Genomic DNA, 21070 nt, shown 5'->3' on the forward strand with positions numbered 1-21070 from the left:
TCACGATAGCTGTGCGCACAAGCAAGTCTGCGTATACTTCTCACCCGTGACTCCCGAACCGAACCCTCGCATTCTCCTGGCGCCCATGGAAGGCGTTATCGATCACACCATGCGCGAGCTCCTGACGCAGCTTGGCGCTGTGGATCGCTGCGTGACCGAGTTTGTGCGCGTGAGTCAGGAATTGCTCCCACCCCGGGTTTTTCATCGCATCTGCCCGGAACTAGCCAGTGGCGGACGCACCTCCTCGGGGGTGCCGGTCTACCTGCAGATTCTCGGCGGCGATGCCAACCTGGTTGCGGAAAATTCAGCCCGCGCTGCTGAACTGGGGGCCCCGGGCATTGATCTGAACTTTGGCTGCCCCGCCAAGACCGTCAACCGCTCCGATGGCGGGTCCATCATTCTCCGGGAGCCGGAGCGGGTTCACCGAATCGTCACAGCCACGCGGCAGGCACTTCCTCCCACGGTACCGCTGAGCGTAAAAATACGCCTGGGCTTTGATAGCAGTGACCGCTTTCTTGACATCGTGTCAGGCATCGATGCTGCCCGCCCCAGCGAGCTGGTGATCCATGCGCGCACCCGTGCCGATGGCTATCGCCCCCCCGCCTACTGGGAACACATCGCTCTCGCGCGCAGCAAAACGCAATTGCCCCTGGTGGCAAACGGTGAAATCTGGGGTGTGGGCGATGCAAAGCTCGCCCGGGAAAAGAGTGGCACCCGGGATCTGATGCTGGGTCGCGGCGTACTTTGTCGGCCGGATCTGCCACGTCTGGTGCGGGCCTTTGACTCCGGCGAGGAAATAGACGCGTTGACCTGGGATGAGATTCGCGCGTACCTGCTGCAATATCTTGCGATAACGCTCAAGACCTACGACGCTCGCTATGCCGTCAATCCCATCAAGCAATGGCTGGGCTATCTGCGCCATTACTACCCACAGGCTGCGGCCATGTTCGTGGTGATTAAGCGTATCCTCGATCCGGAGCAGTTACGTATCGCCATTGCCGGTCACGAAGATCCAGGGCAGAAAGCCGCCTAGACACAATAAAAAGGAGTCACTCATGTCGACTGCAGCAGCAGACGCCCCCGTCGGTCACGACGACCACGGATTTTTTGGCCACCCCCGGGGGCTGATGATTTGCTTTGCCACAGAGATGTGGGAGCGCTTTTCCTTTTACGGCATGAAGTATCTGCTGCTTCTTTATCTCACAAAATATCACCTGTTCACCGACGCCGAAGGGTTGGAAGTACTGGGCGGTTACGCCGCACTGGTTTACGCCATGCCGGTTATCGGGGGACTCCTCGCCGATCGTTATCTTGGGATGCGCAAATCGGTAATTCTGGGCGGTCTGCTCCTGGTGGCGGGACACCTGGGCATGGCAGTGGAGGGAGAGCAGGCCCGCATAGTCGGAGACAGCATCGAGCGTGATACTCAGGCGCTGCAGGTTTTTTACGCATCCCTGGCGCTGATTGTCATCGGCGTGGGATTTTTGAAACCCAATATCTCCACCATCGTCGGCCAGCTCTACAGCAAGGATGACCCGCGGCGGGACTCGGGCTTTACCATCTTCTATATGGGCATAAACCTGGGGTCTTTCAGCGCTACCCTGCTCTGCGGCTACCTCGGTGAAACCTACGGCTGGGGCTACGGCTTTGGCGCCGCCGGTATCGGGATGCTCCTGGGGCTCGCTACTTTCATCTACGGGCAGCGCTATCTGGCGGGACTGGCGGACCCACCGGAAGGAGGCAAGTTAAAACAGCGCACTGTCCTGGGGCTGTCCCGGGAACACAGCATCTATCTCGGCGCCATGGTGGGCGTGGTTGTGGTCTGGCAGATGCTGCAGTTCCATGCCGCTGTGGGACTACTGCTCAATTCCCTCTCCCTCATCGTATTGGCAGGCCTTGGCTGGTTTATCGTCGCGCGCTGCAATGCCGTTGAACGCAGCCGCATGATCGTGCTCATCATACTGACCATGTCCACCGTGGTGTTCTGGGCTCTCTTCGAACAAAGCGCCGCATCGATGACCCTGTTTGCTGACCGCGTCATGGACCGCGAGGTTTTCGGACTCACACTCACAGCGTCCCAGTACGGCGCACTGAACGCCATGTTTATCTTTATGTTTGCGCCGTTTTTTGCGTGGCTGTGGACAACACTCGGCCGCCGGGGGCTGGAACCCTCCACACCGGTGAAGTTTGCTCTGGGTATCGCCCAGGCGGGTCTGGGCTTTGGCGCCCTGGTACTCGGAGCAGCGAACCCCGATGAAGCGGGTCTGGTATCAGGCTACTGGATGGTTCTTGCCTATCTATTGCATACCTGTGGCGAGCTGTGCCTGTCGCCGGTGGGTCTGTCGGCAGTGACTAAACTCGCGGTGCCCAGCGTCGTGGGCGTCATGATGGGCTCGTGGTTTCTGGCTACCGCCTATTCAGAGTTTGTTGCCGCCCAACTGGCAAAACTCGCTGCCCTGGAGACCAGTGGAGGCAGCATCACAGACACGGCGGGCGCACTGGCAAGCTACGGCGAACTGTTTACCAGCCTGTTCTGGCTGGGCGTGGGTGTAGGTGCACTCATGCTCTTGCTGTCTCCACTGCTCCGTCGCATGATGCACGGCATTCACTAAACGCAGGGTCTTGCCATGGCGGAACGCGATTACGACATCATTCTCTTTGGTGCCACGGGCTTTACGGGCCAGCTTGTGGCCGAGTACCTGCTGGAGCGCTACGGTAGCAACGGAGATCTACGCTGGGCTCTGGCGGGGCGCAATTTACAAAAGCTCGAAGCCGTCCGCGCCGCGCTTCAAGGGGTAAAGCCTGCATACCCGTTACCCTTGCTGACCGCAGACAGCGGTGACGCTGAAGCGCTCCGGGCCCTGACTGCCAGCACGGCGGTCATCTGCAGCACCGTGGGTCCCTACGCAAGATACGGCAGCGAAATGGTCGCTGCCTGTGTCGCCGAGGGCACGGACTATTGTGATCTCACCGGCGAGGTGCCCTGGATCGCAGAGATGATCAAGCGCCATCAGGGCGCGGCAGAAATCAGTGGCGCGCGCATCGTTCACTGCTGTGGTTTTGATTCCATTCCCTCGGATTTGGGCAACTGGTTTGTGCAACAGGCCATGGAAGAACAACACGGTGTCACCGCGTCGCGCGTCCGCGGGCGCGTGGGCAAAACCCGCGGTGCTGCCAGCGGAGGAACCGTCGCGAGTTTGATGGGTGTGATGGAAGACGCCGGGCGCGACCCCGCGTTACGCCAACTACTCAAAAACAAATACTGCCTGTATCCGACGGGGGAAAATCCCGGTCCAAAGGTCAGAGACCAGACCCTGCCCCTCTTCGACCCCAGCTTTGAGCAGTGGACGACGCCCTTCGTCATGGCACTCATCAATGAGCGGGTGGTGCGCAGGAGCAATGCGCTCATGGGCTTCCCCTGGGGCCGCGACTTTAACTACGACGAGAGTCAACTGTGTAGCAGTCGCGCCCAGGCATTGGCGATCAGCCTGGGCATGGGGGCCGCTATGGCCACTGCCAGCAGCAGTCTGGGGCGAAGCGCCATGGGGAAACTGTTACCGAAGCCGGGGGAAGGCCCCGACGGGGACGCCCGGGAACGGGGGTTTTTTGAGCTGTTTTTCCATGCAGAGCATCCCATCGATGGGAGCAAGTCCCTCCGTGCGCGGGTTAGCGGCGACCGGGACCCCGGTTATGGGGCCACCTCCCGAATGCTCGGAGAAGCCGCCGTTTGCCTGGCGAAGGACCCGGCAAGCGTCGGCGGCGGCGTCTGGACACCGGCATCGGCGCTGGCGTCGGCACTGTTACCGCGGCTGGAGCAGAACGCCGGATTGCAGTTCACCCTGATCCCTAACGACTAGTCGACCCCGCCGCGGCGCCTGGCAGCTTTGACCGACTCGGACACACAGCGCTTCAACCTGGTTTTTTCGGGTCAGCTGCTTCCCGACACTGACGACGATCGCGCCAAACGCACCCTCGCCGCTTTTTTTGGTTTGCGCGATATCAGCGGCGTCGCGGTTTTTTTCAGTGGTAAGCCCGTACCGCTTCGGCGAAACCTGACGAGAACCGATGCGCAGCGCCTCTACCGGCAACTGAGAAGCGTCGGTCTCATTTGTGAAATCACTCCTGTGGCCCCCCCCTCCCGCCCGGCGGCGCCCAAGGTAGAGGACCCAGCTGGGCCAGAACTTGATTCGCAACCGGCAGTCCTGCGGAAGGAGCCATCTACAAAACCTCAGCAGGGAAAAGCACCGAACCTTTTCGCGCTGCGACCGGCATTTTTCACACAGCCTACGACACAGCTTCGGGAAACCGCACAGATTCGCAGTTTCATTGCCCTTGGCATCGCTCTGGCTCTCTGTGCTGTGGTGCTTGCCGTCGCTCTCCGTTTTCCCGCGGCACCCGCAGGGAAAGAACCCGTGGGCCCCTTGGCGGGTATTAGCCTACCCGGCAATAAACTGCTGCTCCTTGTTGAGGGCGCATTGCTGATCCATGAGCGATCGGGCCTCGCCGGCGCTCGTGTCAGCGCAGCGGAGCTGGGCTTTGATCGCCTCGCTCCGCCGCTGTGGGTTATGCAAAGCGGAGACATCATTCTTAATGCCGCTAAGGATGAAGAGGCTCTTCGGCTCCAACGCTGCTCCCTGGATGAGCGAAGCTGCTACGCCTTCAGTCCTCAACAGCTGGAGAGCAGGGTTATCGCCATCGCCAGCTCTCTGCTGGGCAACACAATTTTTCTGCTCGGTGCCGATGGGCGACTGTGGCGCAGCAACAGCGCAGGAGAAATTCAATCCGAAACAACGGTGCAGAATCCCTGGGGACAGCCCCGGGTACTGTCCGACGGCGGTCTGTTGCTTATTCCCGCGGGCGACGCCCCCATGCTTGGCGTCTATCGTCCGGACATGGAGAACTTTGGTCAGCAACTTGACGCGTTACTGGTCATGCCGCCCCCCGCCGTGGCGGCGGGTCAGGATCGCGTGAGGGATATTGCCCTCGGCAAGGAATCTCACTGGGCGCTCATGGGCGGTAACGAAGCGACGCCTGCGCTATTTCGCTTTGATCAACAGTGGGGAAGCCCCTCCTCCGTGAGTCTATCGCAGCGCTTTCTCAAGCCCTACCTCATTACCTGGCGCGACAAGATCCTCATAGCCGATCCCGGACAGCCGAGGATGCTTCGCCTGGCAAAAGACGGTGCCCCGGAAGCGCCCTTCGAGTCTTCGCTGTTAGCCGAGGAGCGAAAAACCTGGCTGGAAACCTCACGACAGCGAAGCCTCATGCGACACCTGGGCATCGGACTACCGCTCATGCTGGTGGTGCTGTGCGTGATGGCAGCGCTGCTCTATCACAGCAGCTATCGTGCACTGAATACGCTGCCACAGCAACGCAGCGCCCTCCTCGACCCCATGCCCGGCGGTATTCACTGGCTGTCGACATCGACAAAAGCAGATGCTGCTGTCCGACGTATAGGCCTCTCGCTGCTAATGCCGATTATGCTGGCGCTGGTACTTCTGGGCGCTTTCTCCGGCTGGCCCGCGTTTTTCGTCCTGATACCAGCTGGGGTAGGAGCGCTCTACGGCTGGAACAAACTGCGTGAAGGCTGCGGTGGCCACCTGGGCCTTCTGGAGAAGCACTTCATCGCGGTAGATTACGATGGACGTTATTTTTATGGGGAGCGTTCCGCACTCCGGGGAAATGCAGCGATCATTATTGCTCCTGGCGTGGTTCTGCCCATCAGTCTCCCGGGCCTGAGGAACCTGGACACCCAAGACATTGCAGCAGCCCGCTATACGGACTCGAAGAGTAGCTCTGCAACGGAGATCCTCGGCACCCTCTGGTCGTTACACCACCCCTGGATACACGCCGCTCTCGCCATAAGCGTTGGCTTCGTGCTGAGCATCGGCCTGATGATACTGACAGGCTATAATTTGATGAACTTTTCTCTCGCCGTGGCACCAGCGTGATTCATTGTGGAAGATAACGGGACAATAAAAGCAAAACCCCCGATGACAACCCCGAAGGTCGCGCTGTATGTCACTTGTCTCGCCGATCTCATGCGCCCCTCTGTGGCGCAGGCGAGTCTGGAGCTGCTTCGGGCAGCGGGATGCGATGTGACCGTACCCGCGGAGCAAAGCTGTTGCGGTCAGCCCTCCTACAACAATGGCGATTACGCCGGAGCAGTCCGCATCGCGAAACAGCTTATCCAACGTTTTGAGTCCTTTGACTACGTGGTACTGCCCTCGGGATCCTGCGCCGGCATGCTTATCAAGCACTACCCCAGGCTCCTCGAAGGCGAGTGGCGGGACCGCGCGGAGCAATTTGCAAAACGTGTTTACGAGCTGACGACCTTTCTTTTCAGTATCTGTGATTACGAGCCAGCCGTTCAGGGATCGGCGACAGCAGTGGCCTATCACGACAGCTGCGCAGGCCTGCGCGAGCTAAACATTAAGGAGCAGCCCCGGGAATTGCTCACACGGGCGAACATTCCTGTAGCGGAACTCAGTCAGGGTTCGGTCTGCTGCGGCTTTGGAGGAACGTTTTGCGCCAAGATGCCAGCGATCTCCGGGGACATGGCTGATCGCAAGATTGAGGACGTGGAAAAAACCGGAGGAAGCACGTTAGTCGCAGGAGATCTGGGCTGTCTGCTGGCATTAGAAGGCCGGGCGCGAAGAAAGGGCAGCAGCCTTCGATTCAGACATGTGGCCGAGGTTCTCCTTGATGAAAACCCGGGATTCTCCCTGGGAGCACCCGACGACACACCCCGGGGTAACAATCGCTGATGGAGCAGCGCAGCCGCGAATTCCTGACCCTCGCCGATGAGGCCATTGCCAGCCCCGAGCGCGCGGAAAACCGCAAAGCGCTGGGCGCGTTCATGCCCCAGCTACGCACACAGGCGATTCATAATTTTGGCGGCGAGGACGATTTTTCCGCGCTGCGACAAGATGTAAAAGCCCTACGCGAACACGCATTAGGGCACCTCGCACACTACCTGGAAGCCTTCACGCAAAACGCCAGAGAAAATGGCAGCACGGTGAATTTTGCGCGTAGCGGTGACGAGCTGAACAACATCGTGCTGGATATCTGCGCCCGCAGCGAAGCGCGGCGCATCGCCAAGGGCAAATCCATGATTACCGAGGAGACCGGACTCAACAGCGCCCTGGAAGCTGCCGGTTTTGCGGTTCGGGAAACAGATCTTGGCGAGTACATCATCCAGGAAGCAGGGGAAACCCCCAGCCACATTGTCGGTCCGGCGCTGCACAAACCCCAGGCAGAAATCCGTGATCTGTTCCTCGAGCGTCATCCCCTGGGGGACCGGGAACTGAACGATGCCAGTGAAATGGTTGCCGAAGCGCGGAAGGTGCTCCGTGAGGATTTTCTTAGCGCGGATGTGGGCATCATCGGCAGCAATGCACTGATTGCCGAAAACGGCTACTCGATGCTCGTCACCAACGAGGGAAATGGAGATCTCTGCGCCAACCTCCCCCCGGTGCTCATCATCTGCACCAGCGTTGATCGCGTGCTCCCCCGGGCCGACGACGCCATGGCGATGCTGCGGCTACTGGTACGATCAACTACCGGACAAGCTGTGAGCTGTTACACCAGTTTTTACGCCGGGCCGCGCAAACCCGGGGATGTTGATGGCCCCCTTGAGACGCATTTTGTTCTGCTGGATAACGAGCGCAGCGACATTCTTGCCAGTGACTATGCCGAGATGCTCCAGTGTATTCGCTGCGGCGCCTGCCTGAACCATTGCCCCGTCTACATGAGTGCGGGGGGGCATGCCTACGGCTGGGTCTATCCAGGCCCCATGGGATCGGTGCTCACACCGCTGCTCACATCCCTTGAGGACAGCGGTCTTTTGCCCGATGCCTGTACCGCCTGTGGTCGCTGTGAGGAGGTGTGTCCTGCGGCCATTCCCATACCGGACCTCCTTCGTGATCTGCGCGAGGAAAAGTTCACCCAGGGCATCGTCAGCAGACGCTGGCGGGCGGGTGTCCGCCTCCACGGTTGGCTGGCCGCTCACCCCCGGCTCTATCAAAAAATCACAGGACTGGTGGTACGACTGCTTCACACGCTGGGCGGTCGCAAAGGGATCATCAAAAAATTGCCGTTCCTGGGAGGATGGTTTGCCGCCCGCGATCTGCCGGCGCCCGCCGCAAAGACCTTTCAGGCAATGCATCAGGACAGCCTGCGCAAGTGAGTGCCAGCGACGCAGAAAAGGAGATCTTCGCGCGCATCCGCGGCGCATCCCGACGAAGCTCAGCGGAGCAAATCGTCCAAGAGCTGGCAGCTCTGAAAACACCGGCCGCCGCACCGCTGCCTGCTGCTGACTTGGGGGAGGCGCTGCGCTCTAACCTGCATAGCAATGGTGCCACCTCGGCTACCGTGGACACGCGCAGCGCTGCGGTGCAGGAGATTTCCCGCTTCATTACGCAGAAACACGGACAGCGGCGCATCGTCACCGGTCATGACCCGCGCCTTGCGGCACTGCCCTGGCGCGACGGGGGCCTGCTTCCCCGTTTTGATAGCGCGCAGAGCGGTGACACCGTGTCCGTGAGCTACGCCTACTGTGCCGTTGCGGAATCGGGCTCCCTTGCCCTGCTGCTGGACCGGAATAACCCCGGACTCAACAACCTTTTAGTGGAAGACCACATCATTCTCGTCGAACGCAAGGATATTCACGAAAGACTGGAGAGCATCTGGACGGAGCGCAGTCTGCAAACGCCAGCAACCCGTCCCCGCGGCCTGATGATGATTTCAGGCCCATCCAGTACCGCTGATATCGCTATGCAGCTGGTGCTCGGGGCCCACGGTCCCCGCGCCCTTCACGTCATCATTGTGGGCGACAGCGCGCCCTGAAGGAGCCGCGGTTTACAGGGGCTTGTAGGTGAACTTCTGCCCACCAAGGGAAGCCTCGTACATCAGCCCGCCCCGAGCAATGGTAAATATAGCCAGGCCTTTACGGTAGCCGCTGTTAGCAACATTGGCATCATTTCGTCCGCCACTGGCGCTGGTCGCCGTACCGCCACCGGTATTTGCCTCCGCCGAGACACCGGCGGTAATTGCGACCGCCGTCGCCTGGGCACTGAATTCAAAGTTACCCGAGGTGAAGCTTTTGAAGGCCCGCTCATCTTCAAGGAAAATCATCTGACTGAAGGCCTGTGCTCCCATCTGAAAACCCACGGTGAGTTGCGTCATAGTGGTATCGCCGACATACATCCCTTTGGCATAGACACGACCCGCCCCATGGGATCCACCAATACCAAAGCCGCCTTTACCGATGGTAGGAAAAATCACATAACCATAAGCGTTTTCAAAAAACGGGGCCGTTTGCTTGGCCGCTTTAAACGAGGCGAGAGCATCATCGTATTCACCGGCAAAGCTCAGGGGACTGGAGAGCAGGACAAGCAGTGCCGTAAAACCAAATAAACGCGTAACCATGATGGGCTGAATCCTCAGAGGAGCGCGAGCAGGCGGTATTACCGGCCCGGTAAAGTTAATCCGTTAGTCTACCAGTCACTCATGGTCGCGAGTACGTCGCAAACGCGGCAGCTGTAACCCCACTCGTTGTCGTACCAGTTAAGCACCCGGAGGTATCGCCCGCTGGTCACCGCCGTAAAACCGCTGTCATAGATCGATGAGTGACTGTCACCAATAACGTCGGTGGAAACGAGAGGACGATCACTGTATTGGAGAATACCCTGCATGCGAGATGTCTCTGACGCGGCCTTCACTGTACGGTCCACTTCTTCGACTGACACGGTGCGGGATAGTTTCACAAACAAATCCACCACCGACCCGTCGGGCACGGGTACCCGTGAAGCAATACCGTGAAGCCTGCCCTTCAGGTCCGGGAGCACAACGCCCACCGCCTTGGCAGCACCCGTGGACGTGGGGATGATGTTTTCTGCGGCGGCGCGGCTGCGGCGCCAATCAGAATGGGGAACATCAGCCAAGCGCTGATCATTCGTATAGGCGTGCACGGTGTTGATAACGCCCTCTAAAATACCAAACTCCTCATGGAGCACCCGCGCCATGGGTGCAAGACAATTGGTGGTACAGCTCGCATTGGACACAATACGATGGGAGTCGTTGAGTCCCTCCTCGTTCACGCCCAGAACCACCGTGTAGTCAATCTCGTCCTTAGCAGGCACGGTCAGCACCACGCGACCCGCGCCGGCCTCAAGATGCTTCTGAAGCTGCTCCCGGGTACGGAAGACTCCCGTGGATTCCACCACAGCGTCAATACCCAACTCGGCCCAGGGTAGCGCGGTGGGGTCGTGCTCACTGAGCATCTGCACCCGCCCCTTAGGTGTGACCAGATGGTCATCTTCCAGGGAAAGATGATGGTGAAACGGCCCCATAACCGTGTCATATTTGAGCAGGTAGCGCAGAGCATCGTGATCAAACAAATCGTTGACCGCAACCACGTCAATATCATCGCGCTCTTCAAGGATGCGAAACACGGAGCGACCAATACGGCCAAAGCCGTTGATAGCGATTCTCATGATGCGGCCTCCTGCTGTTGATGGGCTTGTCTATCAAGGTCAGCGTAAAGCCTTGCCACATCCAACAGGCGGGCCGCATGCCCGCGTGTTTCATACCAGCCCAGGGTCTTCATAAAATGCCCCCCGGCTTTTAGGGTGCCCTTGACATCAAAAAGCAGAGAGAAGTCGCTCCCCAGCACGTCAGAGGAGACAATGGGATCCTCCACCACCGCCACGCTTTGGGGAAATTTTTTCGCGCCCGCCCGCATTACCTCGTTAATGTCTTCGGCACTCACGCCATCGGCATCGAGTACTAATGTGGTGTCCAGTAAACAGCCCTCCTGCACGGGCACATTGAGGGTCGAGGTATGAACCTTGCCCGCAAAGCTTGGCAGGATATGACCCAGCCAGCGCCCGGCGTCATGCCCGTTCGGGATGATGTTTTTCGGTGCTGAACGACTTCGTCGGTAGTCGCTCCCCGCATAATCCTGAAGCGCCTGATCCGAGGTGTAGGCGTGTACGGTGGTCATACTGCCGCATTCAATGACGAAATGTTCGGAGAGGATGTGCAAAAGAAAACACAGGGCTGTGGTGGTGGGCGAACCCGCTGAGATCATGCGGTCCCTGACATCCGCTGCGTCCCCATTGATCTCCGGGATGATTATCTGGTCGATGCTGTCCTCGGGGAGCGTTCGGATCAGCACCCGTGGCGCGCCACCCGCGATATGTGACTGCATGTCGGCTTCTGTCCGATAAATGCCGGTGGCATCGATTACCATGTCCACGTCAAAAATGTCCCAGGGCATTTCTGCCGGGGTATCGATGGACATTAAACGGGTGCGCTGGCTGTCGGTGACAATAAAGTTTCCGTCCAGACGAAACTGTCTGGGGTCTCTGGCTTCGGACTGCAGCAGATAATGCAAAATGTCAGCGCGTCCCACATCAGCGATGGCGATAACAGCGATGTCCGGCGACGCCGAGGCCAGCTCGTAAATCTGCCGTCCGGTCTGGCCAAAACCCATGATGCCCAAACGTATGTGTCTGGCTTCATCCATCACTACACTCCCCTTGCTCAACCGCGGACCGACACTTTGCCTGAGTGTTGCACCCGTCCAAAGGACTGTCAAAGTAAGGCAAAAATAAGCAATCCGAGTGCTTGGCGTCGACGTAAAAATAATCATTAAGGAGATCGCCCATGAACCAAGCAGTTGTGACAGAAACCCTTGATTTTGTTGAGGATATCAGCCCCGAAGCTCTCAAGGTGCGCCAAGCGCTGGAAGAACGCGGCCTTGAAACACCCCTGGTGGACAACGGCCTTACTCGTCAGCAGAAATATGAACGTATTCGAGACAGCTTTCGGGAAATCACCGAAACGCTGGGCCTTGACCTGCGTGATGACAGCCTCCAGGAAACCCCTCACCGCATTGCCAAAATGTATGTTGATGAGGTTTTCAGCGGTCTGGACTACGGCCAGTTTCCCAAAATCTCCGTCATCGAAAACAAGATGCAGGTCGAAGAGATGGTGCTCGTGGACGACATCGATCTCGTAAGCACCTGCGAGCACCACTTCGTCACCATTGATGGCACAGCTCGGGTGGCTTATATCCCGGGCAATAAAATTATCGGACTCTCAAAAATCAATCGCATCGTGCGATTCTTCGCACAGCGGCCGCAGGTGCAGGAACGTCTTACGCAGCAGGTGCTGGTCGCGCTGCAGTCGCTACTGGAGACCGACGACGTTGCCATCACGATCAACGCCGTCCATTACTGCGTAAAATCCCGCGGCGTCATGGATAGCAATTCGTCTACGCGCACTACGGCTCTTGGGGGCGTGTTCAAGTCTGACGGTGCCACCCGAAGTGAGTTTTTGCGCTAATTTTGTGTGCTGAGCGGGGACTTTACCAGGGAGACGCTTTTACACCGACGTCGTTATTCTGATCCTCTTCGCCTGGCGCGTCGGGTGAGCCATCGATCCAGAGCATTAGCAAAACGCTGCTTGTCGCCGTTGTCCAACGGAGAAGGGCCTCCCGTAGAAACGCCGCTGTCACGGAGCTCCGTCATAAAATCCCGTACCGCCAGTCGGGCACGAATGGTCTCGGCGTTGTAAGGCTCTCCCCGCGGACTGATCGCCAGAGCGCCCTTTTCAACAACTTCCGCAGCGAGGGGGATGTCCTGAGTAACAACCAGATCATCAGCCTCTAAGCGCTTGAGTATTTCGCTGTCCGCAACGTCAAACCCCGCCGGTACCTGCACAAAGCTCAGGTAGGGCGACGGCGGAACTGTCATGGCATGATTGGCCAGCAAGGTGACCATGCACTGCGACCGCGTCGCCGCACGGAACAGGATTTCCTTGATCGGTACCGGGCAGGCATCGGCATCCACCCAAACCTGCCCGGTTACCCGCACGAACTCAGACCCAGTGAACCAGCAACTTGCCCTGCTCTGCTGCCTGGCGAGCCAACGCCTCGCCCTGCTCTTCAAAGCGTTCATCGACCTTGTCCCGACGTATTTTCAACGTTGGGGTCAGCACTTCGTTTTCGATGCTCCAGGGCTCGGCACTGATAATCACCGCACCAATGCGTGCGTGCTTCTCAATCTCATCATTAATAGCAGTGACACTCTCGCGGATTGATGTCTCTACGGTGTCGCGGTCTTTCTCCCGCGCGGCCTCGGTAAGCACGGCGATCATGACCGTTTTCGAAAAACCCCGACCAATGAGGCACTGCTGCTCAATGTAGGGGTTGTTGGCGAACATGCCCTCGATGGGAGGCGGTGCAACGAACTTGCCCTGAATGGTCTTGAAGTAGTCTTTCACCCGACCTGTAATGTAAATGAAACCGTCTTCATCGACTCGGGCCTTGTCGCCCGTGTGCAACCAGCCATCACGAAGGAGCTCGGCGGTTTTTTCCGGCTGCTTGTAGTATCCCGGGGTGCAACCGTCCGCACGCACAGCAAGCTCTCCCTCCTCGGTGATCTTATATTCCACCTCGCCCAGAGGCTTACCGATGGAGCCGACTCGCCGTGTACCTTCACCGCTAACAATAACTCCCATGGCTTCGGTCTGACCAAAACCATCCATCAGCTTCAGCCCCAAAGAATCCCACCAGTGAATCAACGGGGGCGGTGTGGGCGCTGCAGCTGCAAGGCAAAACTCCACTTCCCCCAGCCCCATGGTATCCAGCACCAGTTTGCCAATGCCTTCCGCGTCTTCCTTCAAAGCCGCCTCCAAAGCCTCCTGGCCGCCAAACTTTCCGATCACGGCCTGCTGAAACTGCTCCCAGATGCGCGGCGGCCCAAAAAACATATGGGGGCGCGTGCGCTGCAGGTCGCGCAAAATGTGCTCCAGGGATTCGTTGAAGTTCACTTCGCCACAGAAAAACAATGAGGAGTACTCCACAATCTGCCGCTCGGCGATATGCGACAGGGGCAGGTAAGAGAAGTAACGGGGCTGATCCCGGAGACCGAAGGCCGTAGTAAAGCGGCGGATAGGTATGATGTTGCTGTCATGCGTCTGAATAACGCCCTTCGGCAACCCCGTAGTGCCCGAGGTAAACACCAGAGACATCATGTCGTCAGGCGCACATTCGTAGCTGATTTCCTTGTCCTGTCCTTCGGCGAGAAGCTGTTCCCAGGTGAGGTGATCCCCGTCCAGCTCCACGCCCGGCAATGCCACCAGGGTAATGCCTTCGGGAAGCACGGGGCGCACCGCTTCCCAGTTGGGGCTCTCGCCAACAAAAATCACCTTGGCATCGGTAAATCCTGCAACATATTCCGCTGTCGCAGGGGGCAAGGTGGTAAACATGCTCACGGTCACGTTCCCCGAGCGGATGATCGCGAGGTCTGCCATAAACCAGTGGGGTCGGTTCCGGGAAAGAATAATCATGTTCTGCCCATGACCGAAGCGCGCTTCCAGCGCGGCGCCTACGGCATTGACCTGGTCTCTGGCTTGCGACCAGCTGTAGTCATCGCTGCCCTCTTCGCGGAGATCGCGCATCCAGATTTTGTCCCCCCGGGTGTCGGCCCAGTGGTCAAGGAATTGGGGCAAAGTTTGGAAATCCATTATGGTTTTATCTCCACGTTCGTTGATGATGGTTACGCTAATAGGGTCGATTAATCGGTCAGGGTTAATGAGCCGAGGTCAATAGGCTGGCGTCAAACAAACAAGGGTCCTTTGGGTAGCTTGAGGAAGTCATAAACACTGCATTGCCAAGTGTACTAAAGAATTACTCGCGCCATTCGAGGCTTCTCGCGCCGGAACCTGTGGGCGTTCCGCGCTGCTCAATGGCAGTCCCAAGACCCGGCATCCCGGGATTATTGAGCACCTGCGGAAGGGGGAGTAACTGCCCCTGCCCCCAACGATGCTGGGGCAAGGGTAAGAGCAGATCCTCTACATCCACGACGGACACAAAACTGAAAAATGGCTGGATGGCAGCGCCACCGCCGAGGCGGTTATCACGGCGCACGCGCTGCGCCGCCGTGACCCGCCGCTGGGCGTTGAAAGTCATTATCAGAAAATCCCCCTCGATCTTTGCGCTCCCCCAGTCCGCATTGAGAAAATCAGCGCCGGCAAAGCCCAGGCTGACGCCCACCGCCGACTCGCGAACCTGCCAGGCTTCCCAGGCCATAAGAAGCTGATCGTCAGCTGTGGCAAGGCGCAGGGGCGGCCCCAGTCTCGCAAGCACTGACGCCAGACTCTGTCCCTGTGCTTCGTCCTCGATACCCTCGGGAAGGGTCTCTCCCAGTTCGTAATACCACTGGGAACATCCTGACAGTAAAAGGCCGACAACCAGCGCCATGCTGGCGAAGCTAGTCCTCATCAGTGGACGTCACCCGGGCGGAATAATCAGCCAACATGTCGTTTTCGTCAAAAATAAACACCGCGCGATCGTAACGTGCAGTGATATCGAAGCGGTTGTAAACGAGCAGTATCAGCCCCTGCCCCCTGGAAGCTTCATTCAGGTAATAGAGAACGGTTTCGTCACCCAGACTGACCAGCTGAGACGGGGGGCCCAGCTTCGCCATTACCTGAGCCCGGGTGGTGGTCCCCACCTCAAAACTGTCCATGGTTGCAGGGTCCCAGTTCACCTCCACACCCCGCTCGGAGTCGTATTGGGCGCAGGCGGTCAATAGAGCCAACGCTAAGAAAAACAAGACTCGCAAAGACGATAGGGACATGGGCTGGTATCCACAATTAGAGTGCCGAGATCATAGCCCAGAATAACCAAGCGTTCTACTGCGATATTCCTACCAGGGTATGCTCTCCCCCGCCCAGTCCAGATAGGACAGCGCGCCATCGGCAGGATGCTCATCCAGCAGTCCGCTCAGACGCTCAGCTACAAACTCGGGCGTAAAAAGTTTGCCCTCGGGAACGCCGCGCTGAAAGGGCTCCGACAGCGCTGTGTCTACAGTGCCGGGATGAAAAGCCATAAGCTTCACCCCTTTCGCCCGACGTGCCAGCTCGATGGATGCGCATTTGAGGCCCATGTTCAATGCGGCTTTGGCACTTCGATAGCTGTACCACCCCCCCAGACCGTTGTCGCCGATACTACCCACGCGGGCGCTGAGCACCGCTACGCGACAGTCTGGGTTTTTACGCAGACCGGGCGCCAGCGCCGACAGCCACAACAGGGGCAGCACACAGTTCACGCGGTAAACCACTTCCATGGAGGTTCTTTGCAGCGCCTCCAGGGACTTCTCAGGCCCATAGCCTTCGCCATGGAGTGTCCCTAGAGCGATGACCACCCGCGTCAATCGAGGGCTCTCTTCAAGCACCTGCTCACTCAGGGTTTTTATACTCTCCTCACTGTGGTCAGTGTGCAGCGGACGAAGGCACTGAACACCTTTGCTGGTACTGGTTTTTCGGCTGACAGTCCACACGGCATCAAAACGTGCATCCTGCGCCAGCTGCGTTGCCACGGCGCAGCCGATGCCGCCCTGACCACCCACTACCAGCGCTTGTTCGGAATTGTCTTCCCCTGCCATTGAACCCTCCCTTACCCGTCACTGCGTGGTTTCCTGATAGATTTACCTGCGTGAGTTACGCACTGCGCAAGAGAGCAGATGTAAAATTGCGGCGATGGAGCATTCGATGCCCAGACGCAGAGCGAATGGCAATGGGTGCAGAGGCCGATTTTCGGAGTTTTACTGATGGGCAAAGAGTTCTGGGTGTTCGGCTACGGGTCGCTCATCTACAAAGTTGACTTCCCCTACATTGATCGCGAAGTAGCGCTGCTCAGAGGCTGGTCACGTCGCTTTTGGCAAGGTTCCCACGATCACCGGGGCACGCCGGAATCCCCCGGGCGAGTCGTCACCCTGATTCGCGATCCAGACGCGCTCTGTCGTGGCGTCGCTTTTCTGGTGGAGGAGTCGGTCTTCGCCCATCTGGACTACCGGGAGAAAAACGGCTATGAGCGTCACCGCACCCGACTACAGCTGGAACATCGCGAAGAAACAGTGAGCGGCACCTTCTACATCGCCGCGGAAGGTAACAACGCGTTCCTGGGGCCGGACTCCGATCATGCTCTGGCAAAACATATTCTGCGCAGCCACGGACCCAGCGGCAGCAACGCCGACTATCTACTTTCCCTCGCCAAAGCACTGCGGGAGCTGGGCGAGCACGACGAACACGTTATGAACCTTGAGAAAGAATTGCTGGCTCTACAGGAGAGTGACAACATCAGCCACGGTTGAATCGCGGCGAAAGTCCTTTTGTCATCCACCCAGGAAACTGACTAACTGAAACGACAGCAGAGCCATAATATAGGCCCCTCCGCTGTAAGCCAGGAACATCCGAATTGCCAGGCGATTGGAGCCGGCCTCTTTGCTGAGGACGGCCAGAGTTGAGACGCACATGAGGGCCACGGCAAAGAACACCAGCAATGAAACGCCCGACGCGAGCCCCAGATCACTCCCTTGAATCTGCGCGACCAGGGGAACCATGTTTTCTTCTGCGCCCTCGATACCGAAGATCACGCCGAGGGTACCGACAAACACCTCCCGCGCCAGGAAGGAGCTCATCACCGCAACGCCGTAGCGCCAATCCAGTCCCAAAGGAGCAAACACCGGTTCCACAAATCGTCCGATCTGCCCGAGCCAGGACGCACCCAGATCCGCCCCGTAGTTGGGAAAATAGCCGAGCACCCAGATAATAAAGGTGACAGTGATAATGATACCGCCCGCCTTGGTAACGAAATGCTGGCATCGACGCCAGGACTTACGCAGCAGGGGCACCAGTGCCGGCACGCGATAGGCTGGCATTTCGAGAACGAAGGGCAGATCCGACTCCCTGACTTTACTGAAACGCGACACCATGGCAGTCACCAGGAGACCGCAGAACATGCCGAAAAAATACACGAGAAACATCGCCAGTCCCTGATAACCCACGAGCCCACCGAGTGCTGTGGTACGGGGGATAAACGCGGCAATGAGCAGCGTGTACACCGGCAATCTCGCCGAGCAGGGCATCAAAGGAATGGCCATGTAAGTGAGGAAACGCCGCCGGGGTGAATCGATGGAGCGCGCCGCATAGATTCCGGGAATTGCACAGGCCACACCCGAGAGCATGGGGATAAAACTCTTTCCAGTGAGACCGAAAAACCGCAGAGGACGATGGCAGATCAGGGCGGCGCGGGCCATGTAGCCCGAGTCTTCCAGGAGCCCGATGACAAAGGTCAGCACGAAGATTTGCGGCACGAACACCAAAAAAGCACCGAGACCGGAGAACAGCGCGTCGGCGGTAAAGTCTTTAAGTAGCGGTGTGCCCATGAGCGGTACGACGCGATCCGATATCCACACAAGCCCCTGCTCCACGGCATCCATGGCCGGCGTAGACCAGGTAAAGATGGATTGGAACAGCAGGTACATAATCGCGAAGAAGGCGATGCCGCCAAAGCCCGTGTGCAGGAAAAAGGCATCGAGACGGTTCTGGGTGCGAAGAAGTACATCCCCTTTCGGGCCATAATTGCGAGCCAGCTGATGCGCGTTCCCCCGAAGGAGGAGGTCCGGCTCCTGATTATCACTGGGGCACACTGGCGCGGCGAGTTGTTCCTCGATAGCTGCATCAAGGCTCTCCAGCCCCCGCCCGGTGCGCGCGGAAACCCCCAGCACGGTGGCGCCGAGATCGCGACTCAGCGCCTCAAGATCCATAGCGATCTTGTGGTTCTCGAGAACGTCGATCATGTTGGCGAGCACGAGCACCGGCTTCCCTGCACGGCCGCATTCTCGAATAACCTGCAAGGCAAAGTAGAGGCTTTTTTCGAGACGGGTTACATCCATAACGCAGAGCACGACGCCGAGCTCCGGGTCTTTGAGCGCAAGCTCAAACTGCTCTACCGCCACTCGCTCTTCCCCGGATATGGCCTGCAGGGAGTAGGTGCCGGGGTAATCGTAGAGCGTGACGCCAGGGTGCCCCGACAGTTTGCCGCTGGCGATTTCCACGGTGATACCGGGAAAATTAGCAACGCGATGCTGAAGCCCCGTGAGTCGATTGAACAGTAGCGTCTTCCCGCAGTTGGGACTTCCGATGAGCAGCGCCTTGTGAGGTGTTTGAGTCGCTGAATCAGACATTGTCTTCGGGCCGAACGCGGACGTAGCCCGCTACTTCGTCATCAAGGGAAAACACGGTGTTGGCCACCCGATACACCTTGGGTGCACCAAGAGCCGGCGCCTGAAGACAGCTCACGGTCTCGCCGGGGTGAAACCCCAGCTCCATGAGACGGATCCGGTAGTCATCCTGCAGGGCTTCATCGAAGCTGTCTATTGCGCCACGCTGACCCCGGGCCAGCGTCCAAAGAGATACGGTCACACTATTCCTATTCGCTGCGTCGCTGCTGCGCTTGCCAAAGCTGCGAATAATACCCGTTCTCAAGAAGGAGGTCATGGTGTTTCCCCTGCTCCACCACTTTTCCGTCATGAAGTACCACGATGCGATCCGCATCAACGATGGTGGACAAGCGATGGGCAATCACCAGGGTGGTGTGTTGCTGCGCCATGGAAGAGAAAGCACCGAGCACCGCCTGCTCTGAGCGACTGTCCAGACTTGAAGTTGCTTCATCAAACACCAAAATGGGCGCATCCTTGATCGCTGCCCGGGCAATGCCCACCCGCTGCCTCTCACCGCCCGAGAGCTTCAGTCCCCGCTCCCCCACCACCGTATCGAGTCCCTCGGGCAGACGGGCCACGAAATCCTGAAGATGCGCTGCGGCGACGGCCTTTTTCAGAGCCTCCTCATCGGCGTCCGGATTGCCGTAGCGGATATTCTCCCGAAGACTGTCGTTAAAGAGCACGCAATCCTGCGGAACAATAGCTATCTGGCGCCTCAAGGAGCGCTGCGTCAGATCCCGCAGATCCTGCCCGTCGATCGTCACCACCCCTGATTGCGGGTCGTAGAAGCGGAACAGCAGCTTCACCAGCGTCGACTTCCCCGCTCCGCTCGCGCCCACCACCGCAACTTTTTCACCCCCCTGCACTGTAAAACTAACGTCATGAAGAATGGGGCGTGCGTTGTCATAGGCAAATGCTACATCGGTAAATTCCAGCACCGCCCTGTTGACATCCAGCTCCTTTGCGTCGTCTTTGTCAGCCACCGATGGCTGTCGATCCAACAGCGCAAAAAGGCGCTCAATATTGGCGAGGGAGCTTTTTATCTCCCGGTAAACAAAGCCCAGAAAACCCAGGGGCATAAACAGCTGCAACATAAACTGATTGATCAGCACAAAATCACCCAGGCTCATGCTACCGCCCTGCACCTGCCAGGCGGCAAGGCCGAGCATGGAGGTTTGAGACAGCGCGATAATGAGCGCCTGACCGCCATTTAGGGCAAACAGCGAGAGGCGGTTTTTCCGCCGCGCGCTCTCCCAGACAGCAAGGGACTCATCGTAGCGCCGGGCCTCAAACTCCTCGTTGGTAAAATATTTGACGGTTTCGTAATTCAGCAGGCTGTCCACGGAGCGGGTATTGCTGCTCGAATCCGCTTCGTTGACCTCGCGCACAAAGCGGGTGCGCCAGGCGGTGGCCCGGAAGGAATAGAGGCCGTAGAGGGTCACAGACGCCAATACAATAACGGCATAGGGCCAGCCGTATCCCAGCAAAAGAATGCCGGTCACCATGGCAATTTCAAATAGCGTCGGCGCTATATTGAAGATGAAGAAACGCAGCAGGAAACTGATGCCCGAGGTGCCCCGCTCAATATCCCTTGCCAGCCCCCCCGTGCGTCGATTGAGGTGGAAGTCCAGATCCAGGCTGTGCACGTGACGAAACACCTGGAGTCCAATGCGCCGCATGGCACGCTCCGTAACCCGGCCAAAAAGCGTATCCCGTAATTCACCAAAAAGCGTATTGGCCAGTCGGGCCGCGCCATAGGCCAGCACCAGCAGTAGCAGCAACATCAGCGGGGTGGCTTCTGCGCCGGCATCCAGTCCGTCTACCAGCGCTTTTAACAGGAAGGGGATCAGCAGCAAGCCACCCTTCGCAGCGAGCAGGCACAGCAGGGCGAGAAGGACGCGAGGCCGGTTTTCCCTGAGCACGGGGGCCAGGCGGCGGTAGATATGCCCCAGCAATCCCGGCTGCAACGGCTCCGTGGAACCGGTGTTATCGAA

The 21070-nt window shown here is 58.5% G+C and carries 20 protein-coding genes; 9 read left to right on the top strand and 11 right to left on the bottom strand.

Annotated features, from left to right (window positions below; translation table 11 throughout):
• Positions 1-46 precede the first annotated feature (46 nt).
• From ACTG3T_RS10335 to ACTG3T_RS10365, 7 genes are read left to right on the top strand one after another with little or no spacing between them, the layout of a single operon-like run.
• Positions 47-1033 carry a tRNA dihydrouridine synthase gene (locus ACTG3T_RS10335; protein WP_439102191.1) on the top strand — a complete coding sequence of 329 codons (987 nt, stop codon included), beginning with the start codon at positions 47-49 and terminating at the stop codon, positions 1031-1033.
• A 22-nt stretch (positions 1034-1055) separates the two neighbouring features.
• On the top strand, positions 1056-2612 hold the full coding sequence (locus ACTG3T_RS10340) for a peptide MFS transporter (RefSeq protein WP_439102192.1): 1557 nt from the start codon (positions 1056-1058) through the stop codon (positions 2610-2612).
• A 15-nt stretch (positions 2613-2627) separates the two neighbouring features.
• Positions 2628-3857, top strand: coding sequence for a saccharopine dehydrogenase family protein (locus tag ACTG3T_RS10345; RefSeq protein WP_439102193.1), 1230 nt, complete (start codon positions 2628-2630; stop codon positions 3855-3857).
• 27 nt (positions 3858-3884) lie between these two features.
• On the top strand, positions 3885-5951 hold the full coding sequence (locus ACTG3T_RS10350) for a hypothetical protein (protein WP_439102194.1): 2067 nt from the start codon (positions 3885-3887) through the stop codon (positions 5949-5951).
• 42 nt (positions 5952-5993) lie between these two features.
• Entirely contained in the window at positions 5994-6767 is a 774-nt protein-coding gene (locus tag ACTG3T_RS10355) for a (Fe-S)-binding protein (RefSeq protein WP_439102195.1), read from the top strand.
• Positions 6767-8188: a lactate utilization protein B gene (locus ACTG3T_RS10360; protein WP_439102196.1), complete on the top strand. Its 1422-nt coding sequence runs from the start codon at positions 6767-6769 to the stop codon at positions 8186-8188. The genes ACTG3T_RS10355 and ACTG3T_RS10360 overlap by 1 nt, the downstream gene beginning before the upstream one ends.
• On the top strand, positions 8185-8847 hold the full coding sequence (locus ACTG3T_RS10365) for a LutC/YkgG family protein (protein ID WP_439102197.1): 663 nt from the start codon (positions 8185-8187) through the stop codon (positions 8845-8847). Before ACTG3T_RS10360 ends, ACTG3T_RS10365 begins: the two co-directional genes overlap by 4 nt.
• 12 nt (positions 8848-8859) lie before the next feature.
• Here the strand turns inward: ACTG3T_RS10365 and ACTG3T_RS10370 are convergent, their stop codons facing one another.
• The 3 genes from ACTG3T_RS10370 to ACTG3T_RS10380 form a co-directional block, all read right to left on the bottom strand.
• Positions 8860-9429 carry a YSC84-related protein gene (locus ACTG3T_RS10370; RefSeq protein WP_439102198.1) on the bottom strand — a complete coding sequence of 190 codons (570 nt, stop codon included), beginning with the start codon at positions 9427-9429 and terminating at the stop codon, positions 8860-8862.
• Between the two features lie 68 nt (positions 9430-9497).
• Positions 9498-10496: a type I glyceraldehyde-3-phosphate dehydrogenase gene (gene gap, locus ACTG3T_RS10375; protein WP_439102199.1), complete on the bottom strand. Its 999-nt coding sequence runs from the start codon at positions 10494-10496 to the stop codon at positions 9498-9500.
• Positions 10493-11530, bottom strand: a complete 1038-nt coding sequence (locus ACTG3T_RS10380) for a glyceraldehyde 3-phosphate dehydrogenase NAD-binding domain-containing protein (RefSeq protein WP_439102200.1) — start codon at positions 11528-11530, stop codon at positions 10493-10495. The genes gap and ACTG3T_RS10380 overlap by 4 nt, the downstream gene beginning before the upstream one ends.
• Positions 11531-11670: 140 nt before the next feature.
• Here ACTG3T_RS10380 and folE point away from each other — a divergent pair, with 140 nt between their 5' ends.
• Complete coding sequence (gene folE, locus ACTG3T_RS10385) at positions 11671-12351, top strand: GTP cyclohydrolase I FolE (protein WP_439102201.1); 681 nt, start codon at positions 11671-11673, stop codon at positions 12349-12351.
• 53 nt (positions 12352-12404) lie between these two features.
• Here the strand turns inward: folE and ACTG3T_RS10390 are convergent, their stop codons facing one another.
• The 5 genes from ACTG3T_RS10390 to ACTG3T_RS10410 all read right to left on the bottom strand — a co-directional run bounded on the left by ACTG3T_RS10390 (position 12405) and on the right by ACTG3T_RS10410 (position 16457).
• Entirely contained in the window at positions 12405-12881 is a 477-nt protein-coding gene (locus ACTG3T_RS10390; protein ID WP_439102202.1) for a YaiI/YqxD family protein, read from the bottom strand.
• Between the two features lie 4 nt (positions 12882-12885).
• Positions 12886-14535: an AMP-binding protein gene (locus tag ACTG3T_RS10395; RefSeq protein WP_439102203.1), complete on the bottom strand. Its 1650-nt coding sequence runs from the start codon at positions 14533-14535 to the stop codon at positions 12886-12888.
• A 163-nt stretch (positions 14536-14698) separates the two neighbouring features.
• Positions 14699-15292 carry a hypothetical protein gene (locus tag ACTG3T_RS10400; protein WP_439102204.1) on the bottom strand — a complete coding sequence of 198 codons (594 nt, stop codon included), beginning with the start codon at positions 15290-15292 and terminating at the stop codon, positions 14699-14701.
• Entirely contained in the window at positions 15282-15650 is a 369-nt protein-coding gene (locus tag ACTG3T_RS10405; protein WP_439102205.1) for a hypothetical protein, read from the bottom strand. The genes ACTG3T_RS10400 and ACTG3T_RS10405 overlap by 11 nt, the downstream gene beginning before the upstream one ends.
• Before the next feature lie 69 nt (positions 15651-15719).
• Positions 15720-16457, bottom strand: a complete 738-nt coding sequence (locus ACTG3T_RS10410) for an SDR family NAD(P)-dependent oxidoreductase (protein WP_439102206.1) — start codon at positions 16455-16457, stop codon at positions 15720-15722.
• A gap of 165 nt (positions 16458-16622) precedes the next feature.
• Here ACTG3T_RS10410 and ACTG3T_RS10415 point away from each other — a divergent pair, with 165 nt between their 5' ends.
• Positions 16623-17165 carry a gamma-glutamylcyclotransferase gene (locus tag ACTG3T_RS10415; RefSeq protein WP_439102207.1) on the top strand — a complete coding sequence of 181 codons (543 nt, stop codon included), beginning with the start codon at positions 16623-16625 and terminating at the stop codon, positions 17163-17165.
• Between the two features lie 21 nt (positions 17166-17186).
• On the opposite strand, the gene feoB is transcribed toward ACTG3T_RS10415, so the two are convergent.
• From feoB to ACTG3T_RS10430, 3 genes are read right to left on the bottom strand one after another with little or no spacing between them, the layout of a single operon-like run.
• Positions 17187-19040, bottom strand: a complete 1854-nt coding sequence (gene feoB, locus ACTG3T_RS10420) for a ferrous iron transporter B (RefSeq protein WP_439102208.1) — start codon at positions 19038-19040, stop codon at positions 17187-17189.
• Entirely contained in the window at positions 19033-19278 is a 246-nt protein-coding gene (locus tag ACTG3T_RS10425; RefSeq protein ID WP_439102209.1) for a FeoA family protein, read from the bottom strand. Before ACTG3T_RS10425 ends, feoB begins: the two co-directional genes overlap by 8 nt.
• Before the next feature lie 7 nt (positions 19279-19285).
• Positions 19286-21043, bottom strand: coding sequence for an ABCB family ABC transporter ATP-binding protein/permease (locus ACTG3T_RS10430; RefSeq protein ID WP_439102223.1), 1758 nt, complete (start codon positions 21041-21043; stop codon positions 19286-19288).
• Between the last annotated feature and the right edge of the window lie 27 nt (positions 21044-21070).

Source organism: Congregibacter sp. (assembly GCF_965660375.1).
Taxonomy (GTDB): Bacteria; Pseudomonadota; Gammaproteobacteria; order Pseudomonadales; family Halieaceae; genus Congregibacter.